This is a genomic window from Bacteroides sp. (assembly GCF_030151085.1).
Classification (GTDB): domain Bacteria; phylum Bacteroidota; class Bacteroidia; order Bacteroidales; family Bacteroidaceae; genus Bacteroides.
This window is the reverse complement of record NZ_JASLER010000020.1, coordinates 1-26,329: the sequence shown is the minus strand read 5'-3', so window position 1 is coordinate 26,329 and position 26,329 is coordinate 1. Positions and strand designations below refer to the sequence as shown.

Genomic DNA, 26,329 nt, shown 5'->3' with positions numbered 1-26,329 from the left:
GCATATATGCGCAAATGAATAAGATCTTTGCCCACAAAAAGTTTATAGCATCCGGGATATTAAAAGAGTTGCTTAGCATTCGTCAATTTCCTTTTGTAATCACAACATCTTTTACTCCTCTAGTAGAAGATGCAATGCGTGAGGTATGGGGTAATGAATTGCGGGTGATGAGATTTAATAATAACCCATCTGAAAATCATGATATAAAAGGAGGAACAGACATGCGAAAACCAACTATTTACTATATGTTCGGTAAGGTTGGTGAAGGTTCCCAAAGGTATGTTTTATCCGATACAGATATGCTTGACTTCTGTTCTTCTTGGTTGTCTGATGTCAAACGTCCTAAAAACCTGGCCGACAAATTGAAGAATAAGTATCTTCTAATATTAGGAAACACTTATTCTGATTGGCTCTTTCGCTTTATATGGTATTCAATTAGAAAGTCAGGAAATATAAGAGAACTAAATGGAGGTGGAGGATTGTATGCATACGATAAAGCAGATGATGAACTCCATCATTTTTTAGAGCGAAATCATACCTTCTTAAAAGAGAACCCTAAAGAAATCATAGACCAAATAAAAAAACGTTTAGCAGAAAGACTTGCACAATATGAAACAACCAAATTCGATAAGGTTGAAAATCATACAGATATTTTTATTTCATACTCCCGTTCAGATTCGGAAATAGCAGAATCTCTATATAATGCACTCACCCAAATGGGTAAACGAGTTTGGTATGATCGTAATAATATAAGTTATGGTGGAAATTTTATCGAGGAAATAAAGCAAGGCATTCGTACAGCACGCTATTTTATCCCACTATTCACTCATCATATTGAAGAGGAAAAAAATGATCCACATGTTTACCGCAATGAATGGGATGAAGCTATCACGGTTGGAAATAGTTTAGGCAGAAAATATATAATCCCTATATCAGAGGAGGGATTCGATTTTTATAAAGCTGCTATTCCAGACAAGATACAGCAACGCAATGCTATTATTTTTAAGCAAGACGGTGATTTACAAAATATTGCAGAGAAAATTATTCATACAATAAGCCAAGAGTAGAAATGATTATGAGTAATGCTAATTCAAATCCATGGTTAGGATTAAAAGCGTATCGTGAAGGAGAAGTCCTTTATGGTCGCGATGAAGATATTCGAAGTCTTTCTCAACGAGTATTAAATGATACTGATACGATCTTATATGGACGTTCCGGTGTTGGTAAATCATCTATTATAAATGCCGGAATTATACCTGCCGCACGCAGACGCGGTGTACACCCCATCTATATACGTCTTGAGCATAAAGAAGCCAAAGATTACGTTACACAAATATATGATTCTCTCATAAATGATAAGATTGATGTCAAGAAAATACTTTCTCCCCAAAGAGAATGTAAGTTGCTTTGGGAGTTTTTTCATTGCAATGAATTCTACAACCAACAAGGCGAACGAATAAAACTATTGATCATATTTGACCAGTTTGAGGAAATTTTCACATTACAACAAAATACCAAATTAAGATTGAGCTTCTTCCAAGAAATGGCTGATTTCTTGAATGATGTAATTCCTAATGCGATAAGTAATAGTAAGGTGAACAATAATACAATAAAGGAAGATATAATTTTTACTACAGCAGATAATTTTGCTACAGATCTAGATGATATAGATTTTGAGGTCGAAGATAACAGCAACAAATATGTCTTCGACAACGAAATACACTTTTTATTTACATTACGTGAAGATTTTCTGTCGGAATTTGAATTCCATACTGCATTTATTCCGTCTTTAAGGCAACATCGTTATGGGCTCAGACCTATTAATGAGGAACAAGCTGCAGAAATTATTCAGAAACCTCGTCAAGGATTAGTGTCAATAGAGGTTGCTAAGTTAATAATTGAAAAAGTAACCAATAGAAAAGATTTCAATATTGATGGCGTTCCTGAAATAGATGTAGATTCAGCTATTCTATCCTTATACCTTAATCGTTTATATGAGGAAAAAACAGAAGAAACCATTACAGCCACGTTAGTTGAACAAAAAAGCGGGGAAATCATTGAAACCTTCTATTTGAATTGTATAAAAGATATTCCTACTGATATCATTGAGCATATTGAAGATTGCCTTCTTAATGAAGAATACCGTAGAGAAAACAAGTCTCTAAAAATTATTTGCAAAGAAATAGGGAAAAATTATATTGACGACCTAATTGAGTGCCAACTATTGCGGAAATACTCAACATCAGACGGGTATAGAGTAGAATTTATCCATGACATATTATGTCCTATCATCAAAAAGCGTAAAGAGATCAGAGAGGCTGAACAAGCTATTAAGGCATACGAAGAAGAACAAAACAAGTTATTAGCGGAACAAGAAGAACAACGCATCATAAGAAATCGTGAGTATAATAAGCAAAAGCGATTGAGTAGTCTAAATGTTTTGACCCAAAAAGGACGTAGATTGTTAGATAATGCTTTGGATTTTGGAGAATTTAGAACGATGAGCAAATGCTTAGGTAAATATCAAGCTGATAATTTACTTTATGTGGGAATAATATTTAGAAATACTATTTCTGATGAAATGTTTAAAGAAAACGAAGTAGAAGGAGGCAGTCAAGAAATTTTCAGAGATCCATTACTCACAGATGCGACTTACAGAATGTCTTTCTTAAAGCAGGATCAAAGAGCCTGCACGACAGATGGAGTATATGCAGTATCTTTGAAATATAATGATAATATAATTTCTGATATAAATTTCTATGGAAGAGATATCAAAAATGGAAATATCAATTATGAGACACCAATCTATATTTATGGTGGTTTTTGTGGTATCCATATAGATTATGATGAGCAAAACAGAGAAATTAGGCGTACATACCTGGGAGATAATGGAAACCCTACAATAAACATCGATGGATATTCAATTGTTGAAACTGAATATGACGATCATGACAACCCTGTTAGAATAAGATTCTTTAAAAAGGATAATGGGATTCAAATTCCATGTCCACATCTTCATGGTAATTACGGATTTGATTCAAAATTTGATATTGGTGGGAATGAAATAGAACGTACTTTCATTGATTATGATGGAAAACCAATTAAAATTATTACAGGTGTTTGTAAAAAAAGGCTAAGATATGACGAGGACTCCTTTCAGCTTACAGAACTAAATAATTTGGATGGAGAAGGTAATCTTGCCCCTGATTTTGATGGGTATGTTACAATAAGAATGGAGTATGATGATAAAGGAAGACAATATAAAGAAACTTATTATGACGTAAATGGAACCCCTTGGAAGTCTCCTAACAATGTTTATGGAACTGTTTCTGTATATGATAACAATAACTTGACAGCCCAAAATTATTATCTGGGACAAAACAATGAATATATCAATGACAAAGATGGTGTTTTCAGCATTACCATAATATTCAATGAAAATCATCAGGTTATAGGATTAAAGAATATAGACAAAGATGGCGTATTTGTTCAATCTACTGACAATATAGCTGAACAACGCTGGAATCATGATTCATTAAGTAGACTGAACCAGATAAAATTTTATAGTGCATCAGGCATTTTTCAAAGCGGAATCTGGATTGATTTTAATAAAGAAGGAACCCATATTTTGCGAATAGGATGCCTAAATGCTTCTGGAGAAAGAATACTAAATGAAGATTACGAGGTGGATGCGATTGAGTACGACTTAGAGAGTCCGGATGATTTACCTATTCTACAAAGATTCGTAAACTCTAATAATCAATTTATTCCTTGTTCGAACGGATATTTTGCTGTTCGGAAATGGAATGATAATGAAGATAGGCTTATAAAGGAATGTTTTTACGACATCCACGGTCATCCAATGTCTAACAATGAAGGCATATATGGACATGCGGTAGAATACGTAGATGATAATACAACGAAGTGTATTAATATTGATAAATCAGGAAACCCTATGGAAGATAAGGATGGTGTGTGTGTTGTAGTAACAACACAAGAACCTGATAAAGAAAGTCAATATTATTACAACATTAATGGAACACCTGCTATTGGGCAAGGATGCTTTGCATTCATAAAAGAAACAATCCGATTAAGTGACGGGAAGTTAGTAATTACCACGATTCATAATGAACACAAACAGCCTATTTTGTTTGCATTCGGTTGGGCATATAAAGAAGAGACCTTCGATAAAAATGATAGATTAATCAAAATCTGCTACAAGAACCTTGAGCACGAACTTGTAATAGACAAGGATGGAGACTATAATCTACAAAAATCTTATTCTGAAAACGGGCTAATTACGACCACAACAATACTTGACCAAAATGGCGAGCCTTGTAATGGAAATAATTGTGGATATTGTTATTTAGAAGAAATTGTAGACGAACAAGGCCGTATGATTAAGTCGATATACTATGATGTTGATAAAATACCGATCGTATTAAACGATGGTAGTTTCGGATACAAATATGAGTACGATGAGAATAATGGCACAAAAACCACAGTATATCTTGATAAAAATGGTGAGCCAGCCGACAATTCTTCGGGAGTTGCATATAGAGAACAAAGATTTGACTCTAAAGGGAGAATTATTTTCCAACAAGATTTCAATTATGAAAAGAAATTAATTGGAACTGCTGGAGTCAAGGAATATGTAGACAATGAAGATAGAATCAATGCCTACTACGTACACTATATGGATGCTGACAATATACCAATCCCTAATGAATTTGGAGCATATTATAAATATTTTGAGGAAGATGCCAAAGAGCGCATCTTAAAAATGTTATATTATGGAAAATCCATGGAATTAATCGCTGATGAAGATGGAGATTATGGATTAGAATATTCATACGACGATAATGAAAATTCATATACTTTGACGTGTTTAGATAGTAATGGGATGCCACATGATAATCAGCAAGGATATTCAAAAATTAAACGCTATACAAATGATAGTGGTCAAAATGTGAAGGAGTTGTATTTCACCTCTACAGGAGAACCATTTAAAGATGCAAAAGGAAACTATGGTTATAGTTATGAATATCTTTCAGATGAAGCAAAAATTACAGGCTCCTTGGATGAAAATGGGTTAATTCACCAGAACAACGAAGGTTATGCATATACAGAAGAATGGAAAAGTCTTGATGAAACTAACCGTTATGAATATTATTACGATATTAACAAAAAGAACACAGTAAACTTATCGGATGAATTGGGAGATTATGGTAAGAATTATCAAAAAGAGGAAGATTGTGAAACCGTTTATAGTCTTGACGAGTGTGGTAATTATCATATAAACAAGAAGGGATATTATGCGCAAAAAAGAAATTTAGATGAGCTTGGACGGGTTGACTGTTTCCTTAATTTAGACCTAAAACAGAACCTTGTAGCAGATGATTACGGAGACTATGGAACCATTATAAAATATTCTGATGATGAAACAATCATAAGATTAATAAGCCTTGATCGACATGGGAATCAACATATGAATGATTATGGTTATGCTTATTTTGATAAAATAAAAGATTTTGCAGGAGATGAATTTCGTATATGGTATAATAGTAAAGGAGAACAAGTTTTACCCAAAAAGTCTCTCAAGAGTATTTTTAAATCCAAAATTAAAACAATCAAGAGAAATTTATCTTCTAGCAACAATAAAAATGTCTTTTCTTACAATGCCCGCCAAATGGGAGCTATGTATACCATGATATTAGCTCGTCAAAAAGGAAAAGGGTTGGCAAAGAAACTAGGATTGACCGGGACTTATCTTGTGTTACAATTTGAAAATTGGAATATGACTGAAGAGGTAGATATGATTAAAGATGTAGTTAAACACGCACTTGATAACCCCAAACAATTAATTTTACTACCCATTGAACATGATGGTCCTAATTTGACCCATATAGGAGAATGTATTTCTGTCGATTTTCCAGCTGGGAAGATGGGCTTCCATTTCTTAGGATGGGATGTAAATCAAGAAACGTTTAAAATTGCCTTCGAAGCACTGGATGAGTATATAAAACATACATAATTAGTCTTGATCTTTCAAAATGGCAAAAACAATACTTGATCGGAGACCATATTTTAAGATAATATGGTCTCCGAATTTATTAAATAAGCAGTAATCTAAAATTCATTATTCAAGCAAGTCAGCTTCAACGACTCCTTAAATTTATCGATAGGTAGCTGAGTGACAACCTGCACTTTCACACTGCCATTCGGCTGAACATCAAAGTAATTATCGCTATACAAGCTTTCGTTATCGGCAATAGACAAGAAGACCGCACGGGCAAACTTATCCGATGAAACCGTAACCTCATAACCTCCCTCAATGGGTTGAACCTCTGTAGTCAAATTGACCTTCGGATAGTTCATCTCTTTTTGTTTGCCTAAGTAGTAGTTATTATCATAGACTTTGCCGGATTTATCAGCATAAGCCACGCGGACATACACATCTCCTTTTTCAGTATCTTTCAGCAATTCGGTCAATGGAGCAGAAAAGCAGACCTGACTGGAATTGCCGGAAACACTAATGGATTTGCTCCAATTATGGATAACCTTTCCATCGAATCCACACACTTGCACTTGCAACTTTCCGGAAGCACCCTTTATACGGTCAGATACACCATATACTTTCAAATCATCTCCCTCTACAATCGGAGAAATCAATATATCTTCAAAAGCTTTACGGGCATAATAGTGCTGTGCTTTCCATCGTCCGTAGTAGTCGCGGCTTGCCCATGAGGCAACCGGCCAACAATCATTATGCTGCCAGAAGAGAGTTCCCATATTATAAGGCATCTGGCGACGATGCGCCTCGATAGCTGTCTTTATGGCATCTCCCTGCAATACATGGTTCATGTATAGGAAAGATTGGAAATTATGTGGTGTCTTATATTCATTGAGCAGATAGGTTTCGATCAATCCGTTAGCATGATCTCCACCACGTTGATGAGACATCATTACTTCCGAACGAATGTCCCAGTCCTCCGGATTCGGAGCATAACGCTTTACCGATTCAAATTCAGGGAATGACTGGAAACCGTATTCACTGAAAAAGCGGGATTTCTCTTTATTATAATCCGAGATAGGCACTTTGCCATGCCATACACTCCAATAATGGCGGTCACCGTCAGTTGTTCCGGACGATTCTCCTTCAAAAGCAAACGGAGACGACGGCCAATAGAATGTTTCAGGAGCATATTCCTTTACCACTTCCGGCAAAGTCACATGATATTGTTGCTTATATTGCGCCCAAACTTTATCTGCATATTCCTTACCTTGTTTTTCTATTTCCGGCTTCCAACCCCAACCTACCCAAGCATCCTGGCACTCATTATTGCCACACCACAAAGCGATACATGCATGATTACGCAGCCTTTTTACATTATCAATAGCTTCCTGACGAATGCTTTCAAGTAAAGCACCTTCGGCAGGATACATGCTGCATGCAAACATAAAGTCTTGCCAGATCATAATGCCATGTTCATCACACAAATCATAGAAAAGATCATTTTCATATGTTCCTCCACCCCAAACACGAAGCATATTCATATTAGCATTGGCAGCATCAAGAACCGTTTTCTTATAAATATCGGGAGTAACACGAGGCAGGAAGTTATCACAAGGAATATAGTTAGCACCTTTAGCAAATACAGGACGTCCATTTAATTCTATATAAAAGGTATGCCCGTCTTTATCAGGTTGATGTACCACCTTCAAAGAACGAATGCCGACTTTCTCTGTTTTTGAATCCAGGATTTCCTTATTAGCGGTAACATCTGTACGAAAACGATACAGATAGGGTTCGCCCAGTCCGTTGCTCCACCAAAGTTTAGGTTTTGTAAGTACGAAGTTCACTGTGACCTGATTACTTCCCTTCTTCAAATCCGTCTGCTGCTTGCCAAGCACTTTTCCGGTAGCCTCATCTGTTACAGTAACCATAGCGCCGTTTATATCTTTGTCAGCATTCAGTTCAACATGACCGACAATCACGGCTTTACTTGCATTTACCTGCTTCTGCTCAATAAATACATCATTGATACGTGAGTCACTCCATGCTTTAATATATACAGGTCGCCAAATACCGGAAGTAACCAAACGAGGGCCCCAGTCCCAACCATAATGATACCCCGCCTTACGGGCAAAGATGCTGATTTTCTTATCAAGCAACCCACCGTTTTCCGACTGGTCATTGGAAGCCGGATAATGATAAGGCAATGCATCCCATTTAGGAACATCGATCTTTATTGGTGAGTGGAAATAAATCTTCAATACATTATCTCCTTCTTTAATATACTGCTTAACGGGAAGCGACCAACGACGAAACATATTATCTGCTTTCAATACACATTCATCGTTCAGATAGACATCGGCATAGGTATCCAATCCTTCAAATACCAAGTCCAGATTTTCTTTCTGCATCATATCAGAAGACAAAGAAAAGCGAGTCTCGTAAATCCAGTCTTCCTTGTCAATCCATTGCAAGCCCCGCTCATTCAGTCGGAAAAACGGATCTTCAATAATCTTGTTTTGCAGTAAATCTGTGTGAACTACTCCCGGCACAGTAGCCGGATACCAATTAGTCAATCTTGCTTGTTTAAACCTCCAACCTTCATGCAAGTTTTTCACTAACGGGACGGAGGCAGACAATGCACTGCCCGATAATAAACCAACGACAATTACGGCTGTTTTAAGTTTCATAAGAATGTGTTTCATAAGTTATTATGTTTCAATTTCAATAGAAACAAAAGTACGACATTTGAAACATATATTATGATATGCTATTAGCGAAATATGATACAATATTGAATTTAAATTCAGGCAGCCAAACTAAGAGAACATAAAAAAAAGGAAGTCCTATAAGCATGCACTTACAAGACCTCCGACTTTTAACAGGAATAATCTACGCGATATCAGTCAACAAAATCTTTTACGGCTTTCTCCAGTCTTTTTAAAGTAAGTTCGCCGGATTGCCGCCAAAGTTGTTCACCTTTTCTCATAAGTATAAATGTAGGAACCGTTTCGATGGTATAGAAATCAGAAAGAGCTTTTTCTTGATCGACATCGACCTGCACTACTTCCAGAACTTCTTTCATTGATTTCTTAAACTCTTCGACAATGGGATGCATACGCTGGCAATGAGGACACCACGTCGCATAAAACTCAGCCATGACCCAATCAGCATTTGCCAATTTTTCCTTATTCCGTTCTTCACGAGCTTCTTTCTTTTCTTCCATATCGATATATTTTAAATGATTGATTCTCCTTTCAAACAATATCGAATGAAGAAAAGTTTGAAACATAGCATAGAATTAGGATCATATAAAATTGTCCATCAGCATAAATACGAGCCATCCCAATACAATACCCAGTATAGGAATGCAAAGCCCTACAATGAGGAAAATCAAAAAAACTTTTCTTATTTCTTTCTCATATTCGTGACGGATTATTATTTCATCCAGCTTGTGAGGGTTATAGTATATCAATATATCTTCTCCAATAGCATAGGTTCTTTTCACAGCTCCGTTGGGAGGTACAGCCCGAAACACTTCTTTACCGACTGTAAACTCGATTACCGGACGATAAAATTCTTTCCTCACTTGTCTGTTCATTTTCACACTAAACAGATCAGTATCAACAACTTTACCCGATACCATTTCGCTACACCGTCGCAGTCGTTTTTGCATAAAATACCTGATCACATATCCCATTCCGATAAAAATCACTCCAATACAGAAAAAAGGTATCAATATCATCATTGCCAAGTCTGTCATGTCTTCCATATACTTATTCTTTGATTATTTAATTGTGTTTACTAAAATCTAAAGCGAAGATACGACTCACACTTCAATTATACAAATCTTTGGGAGGGAGTCTATTTTTTTTCGGATATGAAACAAATGTACGAAATTTGGAACATATATGATATATTATTAGCGAAGCATGATACAATATTGCCTTTTAGCCAAAGAAAACCCTACAAATGGGTATTTCATATTTTGTGCTAAAGCGTTTATTTTGCAATGAATAATTAATTAACTTAGTAATATGAAGAAAATAGGTGTTTTTTACGGCTCCAGTACCGGAACCTGTGAAGATTTGGCTTATCAGATAGCCGAAAAAATGAATATCCCCCAAAGTGATGTATATAGCGCGGACAAGCTGAGTAATGATTTAATAAAGGAGTATGATTTATTAATTCTGGGAACTTCGACTTGGGGAGATGGAGAACTTCAAGACGATTGGTATGATGCTGTAAAGGTGATGAAAACAGCAGATCTTTCTTTCAAGAGTATTGCCTTGTTTGGTTGTGGAGATTCCGAATCTTATTGTGATACCTTCTGCGACGGCATCGGTTTGCTTTACGAAGAACTAAAAGATAGTAACTGCTCTTTCCTCGGTAACAAGGTAAGTACAAACGGGTATTCTTATTCCTCCTCCATTGCTGTTGTGGACGGTTCATTTGTAGGACTTGCCCTTGATGAAGTGAACGAAAGTAATAAAACAGCCGAACGCATTGCAACCTGGACCACAGAGCTGACCAGTTTAGAGGAGTAAGAGATAAAAAAAGTCCCACAAAAATTGAATTTGTGGGACTTGACTATTTGTTTTCCGGTTTTGTCCGGTCAATTTTGCGGAGAGACGGGGATTCGAACCCCGGATACCCTTTTGGAGTATACACGCTTTCCAGGCGTGCCTCTTCAACCACTCGAGCATCTCTCCTTTATTAACCGGGCGCAAAGGTAGTACAAAAAATAAATATACCAAATAGAGGCCGTGAATTTTAGGTCATTTCTTTGAAAAGAGCTTATTTTAACCGCAATGGAAATACTTCATCACAAGTTTCAACATCTCTTCCTGATTATCTTCTACCTCACTACGAAGATTTCCATCATTATATGAACGTAGTTTATTAATGATTCCATCAATCATTGCCGGGCTGAATACACCATACTGTTCAAAAGCCGCACGCTGTTTCGCCAAACATTCGGCAGATGCTGTACAGCTATCAGGTAATTGTGCCAGTTGATTGAGTTTATCTTCGTTCTCTTTACGGTGAATATTTACATTGACATAGGTCTTTTCGGCAATCTCCAATGCATTATCCATCTCAAGGCCATGACGGCATGCTACAGCAAGCCCTGCCAAAAGCTGATACAAATCGGCAGAGCCATCCGGCGAACGCATCTCTACTGTTTGTTTTTGTGTAGTATCATAGTTACTCGGTGTTTCCAGTGGATTAGCCAACATGCACATATCCGATTTTGCCGACCAGCCCAACGGAACACGTACCAATACAGAACGATTACGATCGCCCCAACAGATATTGGTAGGCGCTTCCTGATGCGGAACCAAACGGAAATAAGAAGTTGGATTAGTATTGCCGAAAGCAGTGATAGAAGGTGCGAGCTCCATCATTCCCGCAATAGCTTTACGAGCAGTTTCAGAGAGCACACCGTCTTTCAACATCTGATTCTGCCCATCTTTCATGATACGCATGTGTATATGCAGTCCTGAACCGGCTTTTCCAGCAGTGATTTTAGGAGCAAATGTTACCTCATATCCATACTCGCAAGCCAAGTTACGAATCACCCATTTGGCTATCATTAATTGGTCGGCAGCATAATCGGCACGCACCGGCAAGAATTCTATTTCATTCTGTTCATAGATTTTGCCATTAAGGGTAAAGTTACCTACTTCTGAATGCCCATATTTTATTTGTCCGCCAACAGAAGCTATATACATCATACATTGGGTACGGAATTCATTAAACTTGGCATACGGAGCTGACTCATGATAACCTCGTTGGTCGGTAGCCAGGTACAAATCGGATGCTTCCGAAATAACATAATACTCCAATTCTCCCATAGCTTGAAATTCCATACCCGTCACATCGGTAAATGCTTTACAGGCTTTGCGCAAAGTATATTCCGGTGAACTTGCCAACATTTCACCATCCTTATTGAAGTAAGAACAGAGCATAGTAAGCGTAGGCCTATCGGCAAATGGATCGTTAAAAGCCGTACAGAAACGGGGGACAACATACAAATCGCTACTTCCTGCTTCAATAAAGGGGAATAAGCTAGAGCCGTCCACGCGTTCACCACAAGTTAATATAGCATCTAAATAAGCCTCATCATTTATAACAAAATTCAATGTTTTCAGCCGACCATCCGCCGCCGGATACATGAAGTTCACCATTGTGATCTCATTCTCTTTGATATAGGAAATAATGTCTGCTTTCGTAAATTCAGAAGCTGGTTTCTGAAGTTCTGCCACCAATTCATTGGCGGTCATGGAGAAGTTTTGAGTTTTCATAAGTTTATTATTTGTAAGTAAGAAACAAAAATAAATAAAATTATCTGAACTTCCATTCCAAGAAGAAAGATTCTTCATTCAATTTATTACCAACCAGAGAAATACAATAAACATTTACCGACAACTATTGTTATTCGGCAAAGCAGGGAAGCATTCTTTAGAACCTGTCTAAATTAGTAATTAACCAATTAAAAAGCCTTGATGTATGAAGAAGTTTATGTTTTTAGCCATATTGACTAGTTTGTTGGCAGGATGTTCCTCCGACAATGACGATGATTGTAGCTCTGTCCCCCCCAAAGAATCCCCGGTAGAAATAAAATTAAATGCTGGTATATTCGATATTCAGACAAGAGCTCCGGTCAATACCGGCCAATCTGTTACTGCAAAGTTTGTAGCGTCAGCATCAACCGGTGATTACACTAGCAATTTATGGAATGCTACAGGCACTTTTACAGCTGCAACATCAGCATCTGCTCCTTTTTCTTTTACACCCTCACAATATTATCCTACAAATGGTAGTACAGTATACATCAAAGGTTATTATCCTGCCGGAACGATAGCAGGGAATACTGTAAGCTTCACGGAAACCGATGGTTCCAACGACGTCATGATTACGGGAGAAGCCAGCGGTAGTAAAACAACTAGTGGAGCACTCGGATTTACTTTTAATCATCTTTTGACCCAATTACAGTTTACTTTCAAAGCGGGTAGCGGATTCCCTGCCTCCGGAAAGAATGTAACCAGTATCAGTGTAAAGAACCAACAAACTCCTGCTTCATTAAGTCTAGCTGATGGAACTGTTACTTACAATCCTGTGGGAAGTGGTTTCACCCTTACCGGTACTTATCCCATCACTGGTGACCCCGGAACAACAGCTACGATTTATCCGATGGTAAAAAGTGGAACTACAAGTGTAATACTTGGGATTATTGCCGATGGTGTAACCTATCCCGATGTAACCGTCACTTTAACCACCGAAACTGGCAAAGCACATAATATCACGCTTACCTTTACACCTAAAGAAATTACAGCTACTGCCATCGTTACAGCGTGGGTTACCGGAGGCACAGGTTCTTCGACTATACAGTAACTTTAATTTTACCGTATGTACTTTAGCTATGAAGCAATTCGCCCTGCTATTGGCAAGTATTACATTACTGCTACTATTAGGCTGTAGTAATGATATAGATGAGGAGTTCCCCCGCAATGAGGAACTCCCCATTCCAATTCGGCTTGCTGTTGCCGAAACAAATCCACACACACGTGCTATTGTCAATAGTATCAGTGATATTAATGTCAATACACTAGGCATTTACGAAGTAGCCGAAGGTAGTACGGCCGGTACATTTCCATGGACAACAACTCCCCTCTTATCAAACACTACTCCGAGCAGTATTAGTGGTAATCAACTAACCTTTTCGCCCAAGCTTTATTATCCGATGGGAGGCCGAAAAGTTATTTTTTATGGATATTACCCTTATACTTCGGCTACCAGTGGAAGCAATTATATTACTCCTCCCGGTAGTGGTACGGCTCCTATCTTTAATTTCACAATTACCGGACAAGAAGACATCATGCATGCCGTCAGTACACCCAGTGGAAGCAATACTCCCGGAGCTACGGTATCACTGGCTTTCAATCACAAATTAACTCAGATTCAACTCAATATTTCTGTCTTAGGATCACTCCTTTCGAGTATCAAGATACTGGCAGTACCCAATACAGGAGCTATGAATATAGAAACAGGAGTTATAACTTACGGAAGTTCCGTCTCGGACTTTGTTTTCAATAAAGTCAGTTTAACAGCTACCAATTCACTAATGGTTCCTGCCAATGTCCCCAGCTATACACTCGAAGCATCCATCTTAGGGTTGCTATTACCACGACGGTATCTAATAAAACCAACTTCCGGAAATTTCCTTGCCGGAACGGCTTATATAATAGCACTTTAACATTATTAAAATGCCCAAACACCATCATTTCATACTCCTTATGTCAATACGCTATTTATATACTTCGCCTAAAGAATGTTTAAATAGAACAATATCGTCTATTCTATTTTGTCAATTAGAAAATTATTCGTTGTTTTGCGAACAACAAACAAGAAAAGGAGATAAAAAGTGAAAACTAAACAGTATACAGAAGAGCAAGAACAGATGGCTCGTTTTGCAAAAGCTATGGGTCACCCAGCACGAATGGCTATTCTTAGTTTCTTAGCTAAGCAAGATAGTTGTTTTTTCGGGGATATTCATGAAGTATTACCCATTGCTAAAGCAACTGTTTCGCAACATTTAAAGGAACTGAAAGATGCGGGGTTAATCCAAGGCGAAATTGAAACACCGAAAGTTCGATATTGCATCAATCAGGAAAATTGGAAGCGTGCCCATAAATTATTTGCAGCATTTTGGGGAGATTGTAAATGTACAGAACCATCCTGCTGTGAGTAAAAGCAGTTTTTATCTATTAATAAACAAAATGTATCAAATAAAATAAAAGACAGTATGAAAAAGATAGAAATAAAAAATAGTCAAGATTTAAAGGAATTGGTGAAGCAGCGTTATAGTGAGCTCGCCTTGAATGTCGATGAGCCAAAAGGTTGTTGTTGTGGCAGAAATCCGGCAGCCCCATCGAAGAAAGTATTCACGATTATGAGTGAAGACTATACGAAGCTAAAAGGCTATGAGCCTGATGCTGATTTAGGAGTAGGTTGTGGATTGCCTACACAGTATGCCGGTATCCGTGAAGGCGATACCGTTGTCGATTTAGGTTCAGGAGCGGGAAATGATTGTTTTATCGCTCGTGCGGAAGTTGGTGAAGGAGGTAAAGTCATAGGTATTGATTTTTCACCCCAAATGATAGCAAAAGCACGCAATAATGCACTAAAACGAGGATATACCAATGTGGAATTCCTAGAAGGAGACATTGAGAATATGCCGTTACAGGACAATACGGCAGATGTCATTGTGAGCAACTGTGTACTGAATCTGCTTCCCCAGAAAGACCTTATTTTCAAAGAGATTTACCGGGTATTAAAACCGGGAGGACATTTTTGCATATCGGATGTTGTACTTAATGGGGTATTTCCCAAAGAGTTTACCGATAATGCAGCTATGTATGCAGGATGTATTGCAAGTGCTATTCAGAGGGAAGACTATCTTAAAGAAATAGAAAAAGCTGATTTCAGGAATATCCATATTGAAAGGACCAAAACTGTTCTTATTCCCGATGAGGTACTCCATGAGCATTTGGATGAAGATACAATTCAAAAGTATAAATCGGGTAATGTTGGAATTTACTCCATAACAGTAACAGGTAAAAAAAAGTAATAACACACGGCTACAGTAAGATTATCTATGAAATTCTTCTAATATAGAATAACCTCAGTCCATATTTAGGGTTTAAGATGTCCCGACACCCGCAAATACTCACTTTCATAGATTTTATACTGTATTTTGCACACCATGCAAGGCGAACACCTGAATTTCTCTAATCAGTCCTTTTTCGGATTTTTTTTAAAAGGTATGCGGGGATATTACCTAAAGAATATAGAAATAATCAAAATTTATCTATATTTGTATCTAATATCACATACCAAACAAAAACAACAGATACAAGTATGATAAGCAAAATCTCAAAATTAGCCCTCATTCTCATTATTGGATTGACAGTTTTGTCATGTAGTAAGGAAGAAAAAGCGTCGATAGAAATAGATGAAAAAGAAATCAATCTAACCAATGACGGAAGTGAAACTCAACTAATAATCACCTCCAATGTAAGTTGGACTAGTTCTTTAAGTGGTGACAAAGAGGGAATCCAATGTTCACCCTCGCACGGAGAGGCCGGCACTACGAAAGTATCAATCAAAGCATCTCCTAATGCAACAATCCAAAATAGAAATGCCAGTTTAACTATAACAGGAGAAGGGGCAACCGCAACAGTACAAATAAAACAATCTCCTCTGACATTTGAAATCACCCCCGAATCACTGGTATTCAATCCTGAAGATACTAGTCACGAACTGACTATTACTTCTGATGTAAACTGGGAAATCACAGATCAGAATTGGCCTGAATGGATAAGCATTTCACCTCTATCGGGAAAAGGAAATGGAAGTATTCAAGTTAAAGTGAACGACCATAACAAACACAATAGTAAATCCTTTACACTATCCATTGAGTTTTCGGGAATACAAGCATTAATTCCTGTTATTATTGAGTCAGAAAATGATGAATATGGAGGTTATACTATATATCAGACCAGTAAAAAAGCCCATCCGATTAAACTGATAATCACCGGAGACGGTTATCTTCCCAGCCACTTTAATGATGGAGGACTATTCGATCAAAATGCTGACGAAGCCATTGAAGCTTTATTCGCAGTTGAGCCCTATAAAACATACAGAGAATATTTTTCAGTTTATAAGATGAGAGCTTTTTCTAAAGAAACCGGAATGAGCAGCGAAGTTGATAATATCTGGAAAAACACGGTTTTTTCCAGTAGACTTACTGGTGGAACCGGTGTAGAGTGTGATTATGATAAAGTTTTCTACTATGCTCTTCTTAATCCTGACATTACAGAGGAAGACTTAGAAAACACATCAATCTGTGTAATTATTAACGAGAACACTTATGCAGGCACTTGCTATACGATAAGCAATGGAAAAAGTGTTGCAATGATACCAGTCTCTCACCCCCATCCGGAAGAGTCTTTTTACACAATAGAATTTCCCAATGTAGTTCGCCATGAATTCGGCGGTCACGGTTTTGGAAGACTTGCTGATGAATACATAGCTTATGATACTACTATTCCAGATGAAGAGAAGGTCGATTTACTAGCATGGCAAAAGTATAATTACAATTTAAATGTCTCTCCTTATTATACGAAAGAACAAGTACCTTGGAGTAGGTTTATCGGGAAGCCGGAGTATTCACATGTTGGTATTTTCGAAGGAGGGTATTACTATCCCCAAGGTGTTACGCGCTCGGAAGATATCAGTTGCATGGATGATAACAGACCGTACTTCAACACACAAAGCCGGTATCTAATAGTAGAAAGAATACTTCAGGCAACTGGAGAGGGAGAACTGACTTACCAAAAGTTCTTTGATAAAGATGTACAGAAAACATCGCCATTTACACGGAGTTTAATTACGCCGAAGAATTTCAAACCATTAGCACCTCCTATTCGTATCATGGATAAATCTAATACAATAGTTCGTTAAACATTCAATTAATATTTATATGGCAATTGTTAATAGAAAGCTCTATATTTGTAGCGTTTACTAAATAATGGTGATACAATGGACGGATTCTTCTTCTTAGGCGTATTATTAATATTGTATATACTAATAATGCCTATTATATTGCTAAACAGGCTCGGTAATTGCTTTAGAAAAATAGAAGAAGAGCTTGAACAAGTCAAATTACAATTACGTAATTCACTCAAAAAGCCAGGTGCTTCTCCGGACAATGCCACCCTACCGCAAGAAGAGTATCAATGCAATAATGCCAAGGAAAAAGAAGAAGTTTCCCGGATAGGGAACATATTGTTAGAAGAGTATCCGGAAGAGGAACAAGTTGCAGAAGTCGAGAATGAGGTGATTGAAAAGCTTGAAAAAGAACCTACGTTTGAAGAAGAGTCTGTGCTTGAAGAAATTCAGAGACCTGCTCCCATTATACCCAAAAAGCCAAAAAGAAAAATCAATTATGAGAAGTTCATTGGCGAAAACCTTTTCGGTAAAATCGGAATTCTTGTTTTTGTGATAGGCATCGGCTTGTTCGTAAAATACGCCATTGACAAAGACTGGATTAACGAGACACTACGCACCGTATTAGGCTTTTTAGCAGGGTCGGCACTGCTTGCCACCGCCGGACGCCTGCAAAAGAAGTACCGTACATTCAGTTCACTGCTGGCCGGAGGAGCTTTCGGTGTTTTCTATCTTACGGTAGCCATCGCTTTCCACTACTATCATCTGTTTTCACAAACATCAGCATTTCTCATCCTTATAGCTATTACGATACTGATGCCCATACTTGCCATTCTGTATGACAGGCGCGAACTGGCCATTATCTCGCTTATAGGTGGTTTTCTTGCTCCGTTCATTGTCAGCAGCGGTGAAGGCAACTACATGGTTCTTTTCACTTATCTGTCTATATTGAATATTGGTATGTTCTGTCTCTCTATTTATAAGAAATGGAGTGAACTTCCTATTCTATCATACGTATTCACTTCCGTGATTATGGCGGGCTACATAGAAAACTGTACCTCAGAGGAATTCCCTCCCACAGTGGCAGGTATTTTATTTCTATTTTGTACTTTGTTCTATTTGATATTCTTGCTTCCTACGATTTCCATACTTCACTCGGCAAGTACTAAAACCAACCGATTACTATTATCCGTCATTATTTCGAACAACTTTACATTCCTCGGATTTGGTATTTTCCTACTCGGATGTATGGCGTTACCATTCGAGGCAGAAGGTCTGCTGAGCTTGTTTATTGCAATCATTAACTTAGCCCTGGTTATTTGGCTACGCAAAAGTAAACAAGATTACCTGTTGCTTATCTATGCCATGCTGGGGCTTGTGCTTACTTTCGTATCAATCACTGTCCCCCTCCAGCTAAGCGGCAACTACATCACGTTATTCTGGGCATCGGAAATGGTACTGTTGTTGTGGCTCTATGCCAAATCTCGAATTTGGGTGTACGAATATGCCACACTCATACTGGTATGTCTCACTCTCATCTCTTTTGTGATGGATGTGTTTCATTCGATTGTTTACTCTTCTAGCCATCTCGAAAATATTTTTATCAACAGCCAATTTGCCACTTCGCTGTTTATGGGATTAGCAACAGGTGCATTTGCATGGCTTATGTCCCGCCAGCGTACTTCACTCGAAGGAGCTCGATTCTTGAAATACTCACCCTGGAACGCTCTAATGAGTGTCTTCTCCATCCTTATACTCTATTATACATTCATGAGAGAGTTCAGCCTGCACCTCCCCTCGGGCACAAATGCCGAAGTGATGATGTTGTTTACATCCGGATGCATCACGGCATATTGCTATGGTTTCAGGAAACGTTTCCCCATCAGTCGATACGCTGGTATTTATCAATTACTTACAGGAAGCAATACGCTATTGTTTGTTATCTTTGCTTATGCACACTACTCCGAACTGACCGGAACCAATCCGTTGCTGGCATGGGTTAATGTACTGTTTATCATAGCCAATCTGTATGACGTATCACGCCAATACTACAAAGCCAACGGTATGCAACCACGATACACCATCTACCTCAACATAGTGTCTACCTTGTTTTGGGTTTACATCCTGCAACTACTTTTCTTGCAAACGGGACTAAATGACTTGACAGCAGCATTCTCCATCGCGCTGATCAGTGCCGGATTTGTACAAATGGGATTAGGTATGAAGTTGCACCAAAAGGTTTTGCGTATAATCAGTCTGGTTACTTTCGGTATCGTGTTACTAAAACTAGTACTAATTGACCTTTGGGCAATGCCCACTGTAGGGAAGATTATAGTATTCATCATTTTAGGTCTTATCCTATTGGTGTTATCCTTCCTTTACCAGAAACTAAAAAATGTACTTTTTAAAGATGATGAGAATGAAGCCAATTAACGCAATAGTCCTTCTATGCTGCCTGACTATAGGTCAAGCATGGGCACAACCCACATATAAAGTAGCACTGCCCATAGTCGATGCAGATGCATTCTATGCCATTGATTTACCCCATCAAGTGCTTGGTGCCACCCGCACCGACTTTGCCGACATTCGTATTAAAAACAGTGAAAACCAAGAAATAGCCTGGCTATTGAAAGAAGATATTCATTCCGATCAAAGTAGCGAATTCGTGCCTTTTCAGACAACTGTCACTTCTGCTCCTCACCGGACCAATATATTGATTACCACCGACAGTACTCCTCTCTCCTCTTTTATCTTGAAAATAAAAAATGCAGATGTAAAGAAAAAGGCGACGCTCTCGGGCAGCAATGATAACAAAAGGTGGTTCGTCGTAAAAGACCGTTTCCTGCTAAGTAACATCAGCAATAATAGTCAGACAGAAGCTCTTCTAAATCTTACATTCCCACTGTCGGATTATAAATACTATAAAATGGATATAAGCGACTCACTCTCAGCGCCACTAAATATCATGGAAGCAGGAAGAATGAAGGATGAAAACTACCACAAACGTAACTTACTGGAAGTTCCCTTGCAGTCAATCCGAATAGAGCAGCAAGGAAAACAAACTGAAATACATTTGGTGTATCCTTTCAAATATCAGATTGATCGCCTCGCTTTTTTTATCTCTTCACCCCGATTCTTCAGCAGAGATTTGAGAGTTGAATTTCCTTATGTAGCATCGGTCGGTACCCTCTCCCATCAAAACGGCATGCCACAGATTATTCCAGTAGAAATGCTCGCTGACACATTGCAAATGTCCATATTTAACGGAGACGACCAACCTTTAGTTATCGACTCCATCAAGTCTTACATCCGTAAATTCTACCTTGTATCGGCATTGAAGAAAGGAGATCGCTACACTTTGACTTATGGAGAAAAAGACGCAACATTTCCGCAATATGACCTATCCTTCGAGCAACAGATATCTGACAGCATCCCCCACTTGCAATTAGGCAAGATTGAGCAAATAACCGGAACAGAAGAACAACCCGAATCCTCCTCCCTGTGGCTTTACTTCCTCAAAACCTACGGAATCTGGCTGATTATCGTGGTCGTTATTCTGCAAATATTAGTAATGGTGAAGAAACTGATGAAGTAAAAGAAGGAACAATCAAGAACGTATCTTATAAGAGAGAACAATGTGATAATGTTTGCATTTAATCACGTTCTCCTTCTTGTATGAAAAGATTGGGTCATGTCTATTCACTATGAAAAGGCTATATAAAAACATACTTCATATCGAACTCACATTATTCTTACGTTGCGAACGCATGTTCAAGCGTTGCGTTTTCATATCCGAGCGTTGCGTTTTTGTATTCGCACACTGTGAACAGAGATTAATTAGTAAATCAAGAAACTTTTCAGTTAATATCCAGGAATTTATATATTAACTCCCCGCATCTCTGTATATTGTTCTTCTGGAGAAAATCATTTGTGCTATTATCATTTGTTCAAGCTTAATTAACAATAGTTTCTATTATCTTTGTCGCCGAAATTAATAAAAAGAGAGAGCTATAATAGAAAGACTGATCTTCGAAGGCTACTAAACAATGAGCAACAGAGAGCTAATAACAGTAATAGTTCCCATATATAACGTAGAACCTTATCTACGGAAATGCATCGATAGCATATTGGTGCAAACTTACCAACACCTTGAAATTATTTTGGTGAATGATGGATCAACAGATAATTGCGGGATTATTTGTGATGAGTATGCTCCAAAAGATGCACGCATTAAAGTGATTCATCAGAAAAACAAAGGAGTCTCCGCCGCCCGAAATATCGGACTATCACAAGCCCAGGGAACATACATCGGTTTTATCGACCCCGACGACTGGATCTCACCCGATATGTACCAATGCCTTTATAACGAATTGATTAATCGTGAAGCCGATATGGCAGCTTGTGGGATATATATTGCTACAGACAAAGAGATTTACTCTCAAAAATTGCAATTGACTGAATACGTAGAAGAATTTACAAGCAAAGAAGCCATATTGTCTGCCGGCAAGCAGCACCAAATAAAAAATGGACCTTGTGATAAACTATATAAACGGCACTTATTTGACCAAATCAAGTTCCCTGAAGGTCGCTTCTTCGAAGACACGTATATAATAGTAGACATCCTAAGCAGATGCCGGAAGATAGTATACGTAACTGCACCTCATTATTACTACTATCAGCGAGAGGATTCGACTTGCCACACGTATAGTGCAAAAAACTTAGAAGACCAACTTGATGCACACTTTATAAAAAGCAAAAAGATAAAGCAATATTATCCTGAATTGAAAAATTTTGCTGATAGCCTGCACATTATGGCATGCACAGCAATATATGTATCAGTTACCAACAACATATCCGACACCGAAGAAAAGAACCAGCTATGCTGCTTGATAAGAAACAATTTGCAACAATACTCTTTGCAGCAACTAGTATCTATCCGATGGAAGCGATGGCCGGCTGCCTTACTCATAAAATACCTGCCGCAAGGATTCAGATGCTATGCCATACTGGAGACTTTAGTCCGCAAGATACTTATAAGAGACCAAGTCAATATCATTAAATTTCACAGGAGTACTTCGCAAAGCAAAAACATCTCTTACAAATGAACTTTACACCAACAGTCATCCTTCAATTATATAGGTTATTACCTAAGAAGTATAGGTATAAACTGACCAAGGCAAGTGCAAGTACATTTGCCATGGCTATCATGGATCTTTTAAGTCTGGGCATCCTATTGCCTGTCCTACTACTGGTGCTCGATAAAGACAGCATTTCGCAAAATCATTTCTTTGCCCTGCTCTATCAGAAAGGGGGCTTTGAAAGCGAACAGACCTTTATTGTAACGGTTTGCCTGGTAGTGTTCCTCATTTCGTTGGGGCGTACTCTGTTCAATACTTATATGCAATATACACAAAACAAACGGTTGTTTGAGATTTCCAACTATTTGTCGTTGCGTCTGTATAAGTTATATTACAGCAAAGGTTTTCTATATATAAAACAGCATAATAGCCTGCGCCTTATCAACCAGATAAATGGCGTGGCACAGTATCTGATTCAAGGCTATTTTATTCCGTTGACCTCACTTATATGCGAGGTTCTGGTTGTCCTAACCATTCTCACAGGGTTGATACTTTTCAATCCGTATGTTTTTCTACTCGCTTTCCTGACTTTTGTCCCTATTTCCTGGATATATTATCGCTATTCGCGTACAAGAATGAGGAAGTATGGTGATTTTCTATATCATATTATACCCGAAAAGAATAAACTGCTGCAACAAACTTTTGTAGGCTATACAGATGTGGAAATGAGCAACTCTTTCGAGGCATCAAACAAGAAGTATGCTCAGTTATTGAATCAGCAAAATAATTATTCAGTAAAGAAGATGGTACTAAGCACCACTTTACAACGTGTATTGGAGTTGGCAGTGGTCTGTTCAGTCATAGTTCTCATTCTGGCAACGCAATTACTCCAGCTACCTTCTTTAGGAATTATTATCGGCATATTTGTGATAGCCATCTACCGCATATTACCGGGTATCATAAAAGGTAGCGGTTACTATTTCACAATGCGTGAAAACACTTTTGCCTTGGACTTACTGAACGAAGTGGAACAAACAGAGGGGCGAAGAAACAGTCTACCTTCCAAAGACATTACTTTTGAAGACTCTATTAGTTATAATTCCATCAGTTTCTCTTACGACAAGATAAATCCGGTGCTCACAAATCTTTCATTGAAGATTAAAAAAGGAGACTTCATTGGCATCAAGGGAGAATCGGGTTCGGGGAAATCGACACTGTTTCACTTACTGTTAGGCTTCCTGCAACCGGACGAGGGAAATATTACCGTAGACAACGTCCTGCTATCCGAGGAATACATGAAATCCTGGCATGATAAAATAGGTTATGTATCTCAGCAACTATTTATGATAGAAGGTTCTCTTTTAGACAATATCGTTATGAGTGTCGGCGACTCATCGTCAGACCCTAAACGCATTCATGAAGTTTTAAAATTGGCGTCTCTCGATAAGTTTGTCAACTCTTTGCCGCAGGGAGTAGATACTTTTATAGGTGAAGGCGGATGTATGTTATCCGGCGGTCAACGTCAACGATTGGGCATTGCGAGAGCATTGTATAAGAATGTGGAGATTTTACTGTTCGATGAAGCGACTTCCTCCTTGGATGAAAACACCGAGAAAGCTATCAATCAGGCCATACTCTATTTGGCGGAGCAGTGCAAAGACTTAACTCTGCTGGTTATTTCCCATCGGGCAGAATCATTATCCATCTGCCGCCGGATTATAGACATCACAGAGATACAAAACTAATTCCAAGGAAAGAAGATGAACACAATACGATGTGCCTTTGTCGATTTATGGGAACCGTTCGATCCTACAAGTATTCCTTATTTATTTGAGTACTATCATGTGGTAATAGACTTCGACAATCCCGATTATGTATTCTATTCTTGCTTTGGACATGACCATTACAAGTACAATTCTTGCATTAAAATCTTTTGGTGCGGCGAAAACATAGAACCAAACTTTAACGATTGCGACTATGCCATATCTTATTCCGAAATTGAATATAAAGGTCGAAGCTTTCGAGATTACTGTAATTTCCAACAAGAAAAGCCGCTACCTCCGTTGTCGCCTGAAGAGTTGCTGAACCGGAAGTTTTGTAACTTTATCTATTCCAACAATAGTTGCTCTGCCCCTTATCGCACACTTATTCTGCAAGAATTATCCAAGTATAAGAAGGTCGATTGTGGGGGTCCGTTGTTCAATAATATAGGTTATTGTGTGCCGCCTACGCGCCAAGCTAAAATAGACTTTCAGGCACAATATAAATTTAGTTTGGCCATAGAGAACTCAAGTGCGTCAGGCTACACTACGGAAAAAATATATCATCCTTTCCTTGCCCACTCTTTGCCTGCTTATTGGGGTAATCCTCATATTGATTCAGATTACAATCCGAGGGCATTCATCAACCTGATGAATTATTCCTGCATGGAAGAAGCAATTGAAGAAATTATTCGTTTAGACAATGACGACGAGGCATATCTGGAAAAAGTTACAGCACCATTCTATCTTCACGGAAACAGCTTTGAAGAGTTCCGCCGGAAAGAGAAAGAGCGCCTTCTAAAGTTCTATGCATCCATATTTACCATCCCCCTAACAGAAGCTCGTCGCCGAACAATGTATGGAAGAGTGAAATTATATAACAGAGAGCAAGAAGAACTTCAACACCCCTTCAAGTGGTTGGCAAAAAGGAATTATGACAAATTAAGGCGACTGATCCACAAATAATGCAAGACCAAACGATATGAGAATAAAAACCTATATCATCAACCTCAAAGAGTCCATTGAGCGAAAGAGGCACATGACTCAAGAAGTCCATCGATTTACTTTTATGGATGTAGAGTGGATCGATGCTATCAACGGAACACAAATGAAAGAGGAGGATATCAATCGACTTTTTAATGTTGAAAAGTTTATCGACCGTTATCGTCGTCCTCCCGCTAAAGGAGAAATAGGATGTATTTTAAGCCATCGCAAATGCTATGAGCACTTACTTAAAGCAGACGAACCATACGCTCTGATACTGGAAGATGATATCTCCTTTATCTGCCCTGAAGATACAGAGCATGTCCTTACGCAAGGCATACGTTTACTAAAAGACGAGAAAGCTGACATAGTTTTGTTCGCATCCAAATCTTTACTTTACAACCAGCCTAAGAAACTCGGCTTGAAATATACTGCCTACCCTGTGCACATTGCGTATGGAACTTATTCTTACTTGATTAATCAGAAAGCCTGCAACTGCCTACTCAAAAAGAATCGAGAAGATATCGTTGCCGACGACTATCAAGTGATACGAAGTATGGGGCTGAAAGTAAGATCTATTTATCCAAACATTACAAATGAACTTTCTGATAATGCTGTATTGCGAAGTTTGATAGAAGAGGAACGCAAAGAAGCAAAAGAAAAGAAATTGAATTATACATTCAGACAACGCTTGAGAATTTATTCAGAATTAATATATTGTCGTTTAGCATTGAAGTATGGTAGGATAATTGATCGGAATTTTTATACCTAAACTAGTGAGAATATATTATTGGCTATGAGTAAAAAAAGCTTTTACGATTTCTACATAATTAGATTGGATCAATGTAAAAACCTGAGGGGATAAAATTATAATTTTTTATCTTTGCCTGCAAATTAATTGATTATGGAGTTAAATGGTTATCGCCTTCTTCTTCCTGAAGGTACTTTGGATTACTTTGATCTTGTTGATGTGCAGG

18 protein-coding genes and 1 tRNA gene are annotated in these 26,329 nt (G+C 38.1%); 14 read left to right on the top strand and 5 right to left on the bottom strand.

The features are described 5' to 3' along the window. Together Q1W14_RS04110 and Q1W14_RS04105 are read left to right on the top strand one after the other, a co-directional pair. A partial coding sequence (locus Q1W14_RS04110; RefSeq protein ID WP_300699512.1) for a toll/interleukin-1 receptor domain-containing protein occupies positions 1 to 1,067 on the top strand: 1,067 nt, incomplete at its 5' end. An 8-nt stretch (positions 1,068 to 1,075) separates the two neighbouring features. Further along, a complete protein-coding gene (locus tag Q1W14_RS04105; protein WP_300699510.1) occupies positions 1,076 to 6,034 on the top strand; it encodes a hypothetical protein in 4,959 nt (1,652 codons plus the stop codon). A 95-nt stretch (positions 6,035 to 6,129) separates the two neighbouring features. Here the strand turns inward: Q1W14_RS04105 and Q1W14_RS04100 are convergent, their stop codons facing one another. The 3 genes from Q1W14_RS04100 to Q1W14_RS04090 form a co-directional block, all read right to left on the bottom strand. Next, a complete protein-coding gene (locus Q1W14_RS04100) occupies positions 6,130 to 8,721 on the bottom strand; it encodes a glycoside hydrolase family 2 protein (protein WP_300699509.1) in 2,592 nt (863 codons plus the stop codon). A 197-nt stretch (positions 8,722 to 8,918) separates the two neighbouring features. Beyond that, a complete protein-coding gene (locus Q1W14_RS04095; protein ID WP_300699508.1) occupies positions 8,919 to 9,242 on the bottom strand; it encodes a thioredoxin family protein in 324 nt (107 codons plus the stop codon). An 81-nt stretch (positions 9,243 to 9,323) separates the two neighbouring features. After that, entirely contained in the window at positions 9,324 to 9,788 is a 465-nt protein-coding gene (locus Q1W14_RS04090) for a DUF3592 domain-containing protein (RefSeq protein WP_300699507.1), read from the bottom strand. A 265-nt stretch (positions 9,789 to 10,053) separates the two neighbouring features. Here Q1W14_RS04090 and fldA point away from each other — a divergent pair, with 265 nt between their 5' ends. Further along, the gene (gene fldA / locus Q1W14_RS04085) at positions 10,054 to 10,563 is read left to right on the top strand and encodes a flavodoxin FldA (protein WP_300699505.1); all 510 of its coding nucleotides are present in this window, start codon (positions 10,054 to 10,056) and stop codon (positions 10,561 to 10,563) included. Positions 10,564 to 10,640: 77 nt separating this feature from the next. On the opposite strand, the gene Q1W14_RS04080 is transcribed toward fldA, so the two are convergent. Then, positions 10,641 to 10,728 (bottom strand) — tRNA-Ser (locus tag Q1W14_RS04080). A 90-nt stretch (positions 10,729 to 10,818) separates the two neighbouring features. Beyond that, the gene (locus Q1W14_RS04075) at positions 10,819 to 12,324 is read right to left on the bottom strand and encodes a glutamine synthetase family protein (protein WP_300699503.1); all 1,506 of its coding nucleotides are present in this window, start codon (positions 12,322 to 12,324) and stop codon (positions 10,819 to 10,821) included. Between the two features lie 205 nt (positions 12,325 to 12,529). On the opposite strand from Q1W14_RS04075, the gene Q1W14_RS04070 reads away from it, so the two are divergent. From Q1W14_RS04070 to Q1W14_RS04020, 11 genes are all read left to right on the top strand, one after another. Then, positions 12,530 to 13,414, top strand: coding sequence for a fimbrillin family protein (locus tag Q1W14_RS04070; RefSeq protein WP_300699501.1), 885 nt, complete (start codon positions 12,530 to 12,532; stop codon positions 13,412 to 13,414). A gap of 28 nt (positions 13,415 to 13,442) precedes the next feature. Continuing rightward, positions 13,443 to 14,276, top strand: coding sequence for a fimbrillin family protein (locus Q1W14_RS04065; protein WP_300699499.1), 834 nt, complete (start codon positions 13,443 to 13,445; stop codon positions 14,274 to 14,276). Between the two features lie 168 nt (positions 14,277 to 14,444). Next, positions 14,445 to 14,771 carry a metalloregulator ArsR/SmtB family transcription factor gene (locus tag Q1W14_RS04060; RefSeq protein WP_300699498.1) on the top strand — a complete coding sequence of 109 codons (327 nt, stop codon included), beginning with the start codon at positions 14,445 to 14,447 and terminating at the stop codon, positions 14,769 to 14,771. Between the two features lie 54 nt (positions 14,772 to 14,825). Continuing rightward, positions 14,826 to 15,650, top strand: a complete 825-nt coding sequence (arsM, locus tag Q1W14_RS04055; RefSeq protein ID WP_300699496.1) for an arsenite methyltransferase — start codon at positions 14,826 to 14,828, stop codon at positions 15,648 to 15,650. A 344-nt stretch (positions 15,651 to 15,994) separates the two neighbouring features. Next, positions 15,995 to 17,545, top strand: coding sequence for a M64 family metallopeptidase (locus tag Q1W14_RS04050; protein ID WP_300699494.1), 1,551 nt, complete (start codon positions 15,995 to 15,997; stop codon positions 17,543 to 17,545). A gap of 78 nt (positions 17,546 to 17,623) precedes the next feature. Next, positions 17,624 to 19,963, top strand: coding sequence for a DUF2339 domain-containing protein (locus tag Q1W14_RS04045; protein ID WP_300699492.1), 2,340 nt, complete (start codon positions 17,624 to 17,626; stop codon positions 19,961 to 19,963). Then, on the top strand, positions 19,950 to 21,125 hold the full coding sequence (locus Q1W14_RS04040) for a hypothetical protein (protein WP_300699490.1): 1,176 nt from the start codon (positions 19,950 to 19,952) through the stop codon (positions 21,123 to 21,125). Before Q1W14_RS04045 ends, Q1W14_RS04040 begins: the two co-directional genes overlap by 14 nt. Positions 21,126 to 21,576: 451 nt before the next feature. Next, positions 21,577 to 22,635 (top strand): glycosyltransferase, encoded by a 1,059-nt coding sequence (locus tag Q1W14_RS04035; RefSeq protein WP_300699489.1) that lies wholly within the window; start codon positions 21,577 to 21,579, stop codon positions 22,633 to 22,635. Then, a complete protein-coding gene (locus tag Q1W14_RS04030; RefSeq protein WP_300699488.1) occupies positions 22,632 to 24,353 on the top strand; it encodes an ABC transporter ATP-binding protein in 1,722 nt (573 codons plus the stop codon). Before Q1W14_RS04035 ends, Q1W14_RS04030 begins: the two co-directional genes overlap by 4 nt. Before the next feature lie 15 nt (positions 24,354 to 24,368). Continuing rightward, entirely contained in the window at positions 24,369 to 25,334 is a 966-nt protein-coding gene (locus Q1W14_RS04025) for a glycosyltransferase family 10 (RefSeq protein ID WP_300699487.1), read from the top strand. A 16-nt stretch (positions 25,335 to 25,350) separates the two neighbouring features. Next, a complete protein-coding gene (locus tag Q1W14_RS04020; protein WP_300699486.1) occupies positions 25,351 to 26,124 on the top strand; it encodes a glycosyltransferase family 25 protein in 774 nt (257 codons plus the stop codon). Positions 26,125 to 26,329 lie beyond the last annotated feature (205 nt).

Bases quoted from the DNA above. Each gene is read 5' to 3' on its own strand.
- Q1W14_RS04040 (WP_300699490.1), top strand. From the start codon at position 19,950: ATGAAGCCAATTAACGCAATAGTCCTTCTATGCTGCCTGACTATAGGT.
- Q1W14_RS04100 (WP_300699509.1), bottom strand. From the start codon at position 8,721: ATGAAACACATTCTTATGAAACTTAAAACAGCCGTAATTGTCGTTGGT.
- arsM (WP_300699496.1), top strand. From the start codon at position 14,826: ATGAAAAAGATAGAAATAAAAAATAGTCAAGATTTAAAGGAATTGGTG.
- Q1W14_RS04030 (WP_300699488.1), top strand. From the start codon at position 22,632: ATGAACTTTACACCAACAGTCATCCTTCAATTATATAGGTTATTACCT.
- fldA (WP_300699505.1), top strand. From the start codon at position 10,054: ATGAAGAAAATAGGTGTTTTTTACGGCTCCAGTACCGGAACCTGTGAA.
- Q1W14_RS04045 (WP_300699492.1), top strand. From the start codon at position 17,624: ATGGACGGATTCTTCTTCTTAGGCGTATTATTAATATTGTATATACTA.
- Q1W14_RS04075 (WP_300699503.1), bottom strand. From the start codon at position 12,324: ATGAAAACTCAAAACTTCTCCATGACCGCCAATGAATTGGTGGCAGAA.
- Q1W14_RS04065 (WP_300699499.1), top strand. From the start codon at position 13,443: ATGAAGCAATTCGCCCTGCTATTGGCAAGTATTACATTACTGCTACTA.
- Q1W14_RS04070 (WP_300699501.1), top strand. From the start codon at position 12,530: ATGAAGAAGTTTATGTTTTTAGCCATATTGACTAGTTTGTTGGCAGGA.
- Q1W14_RS04090 (WP_300699507.1), bottom strand. From the start codon at position 9,788: ATGGAAGACATGACAGACTTGGCAATGATGATATTGATACCTTTTTTC.
- Q1W14_RS04020 (WP_300699486.1), top strand. From the start codon at position 25,351: ATGAGAATAAAAACCTATATCATCAACCTCAAAGAGTCCATTGAGCGA.
- Q1W14_RS04095 (WP_300699508.1), bottom strand. From the start codon at position 9,242: ATGGAAGAAAAGAAAGAAGCTCGTGAAGAACGGAATAAGGAAAAATTG.
- Q1W14_RS04105 (WP_300699510.1), top strand. From the start codon at position 1,076: ATGAGTAATGCTAATTCAAATCCATGGTTAGGATTAAAAGCGTATCGT.
- Q1W14_RS04035 (WP_300699489.1), top strand. From the start codon at position 21,577: ATGAGCAACAGAGAGCTAATAACAGTAATAGTTCCCATATATAACGTA.
- Q1W14_RS04025 (WP_300699487.1), top strand. From the start codon at position 24,369: ATGAACACAATACGATGTGCCTTTGTCGATTTATGGGAACCGTTCGAT.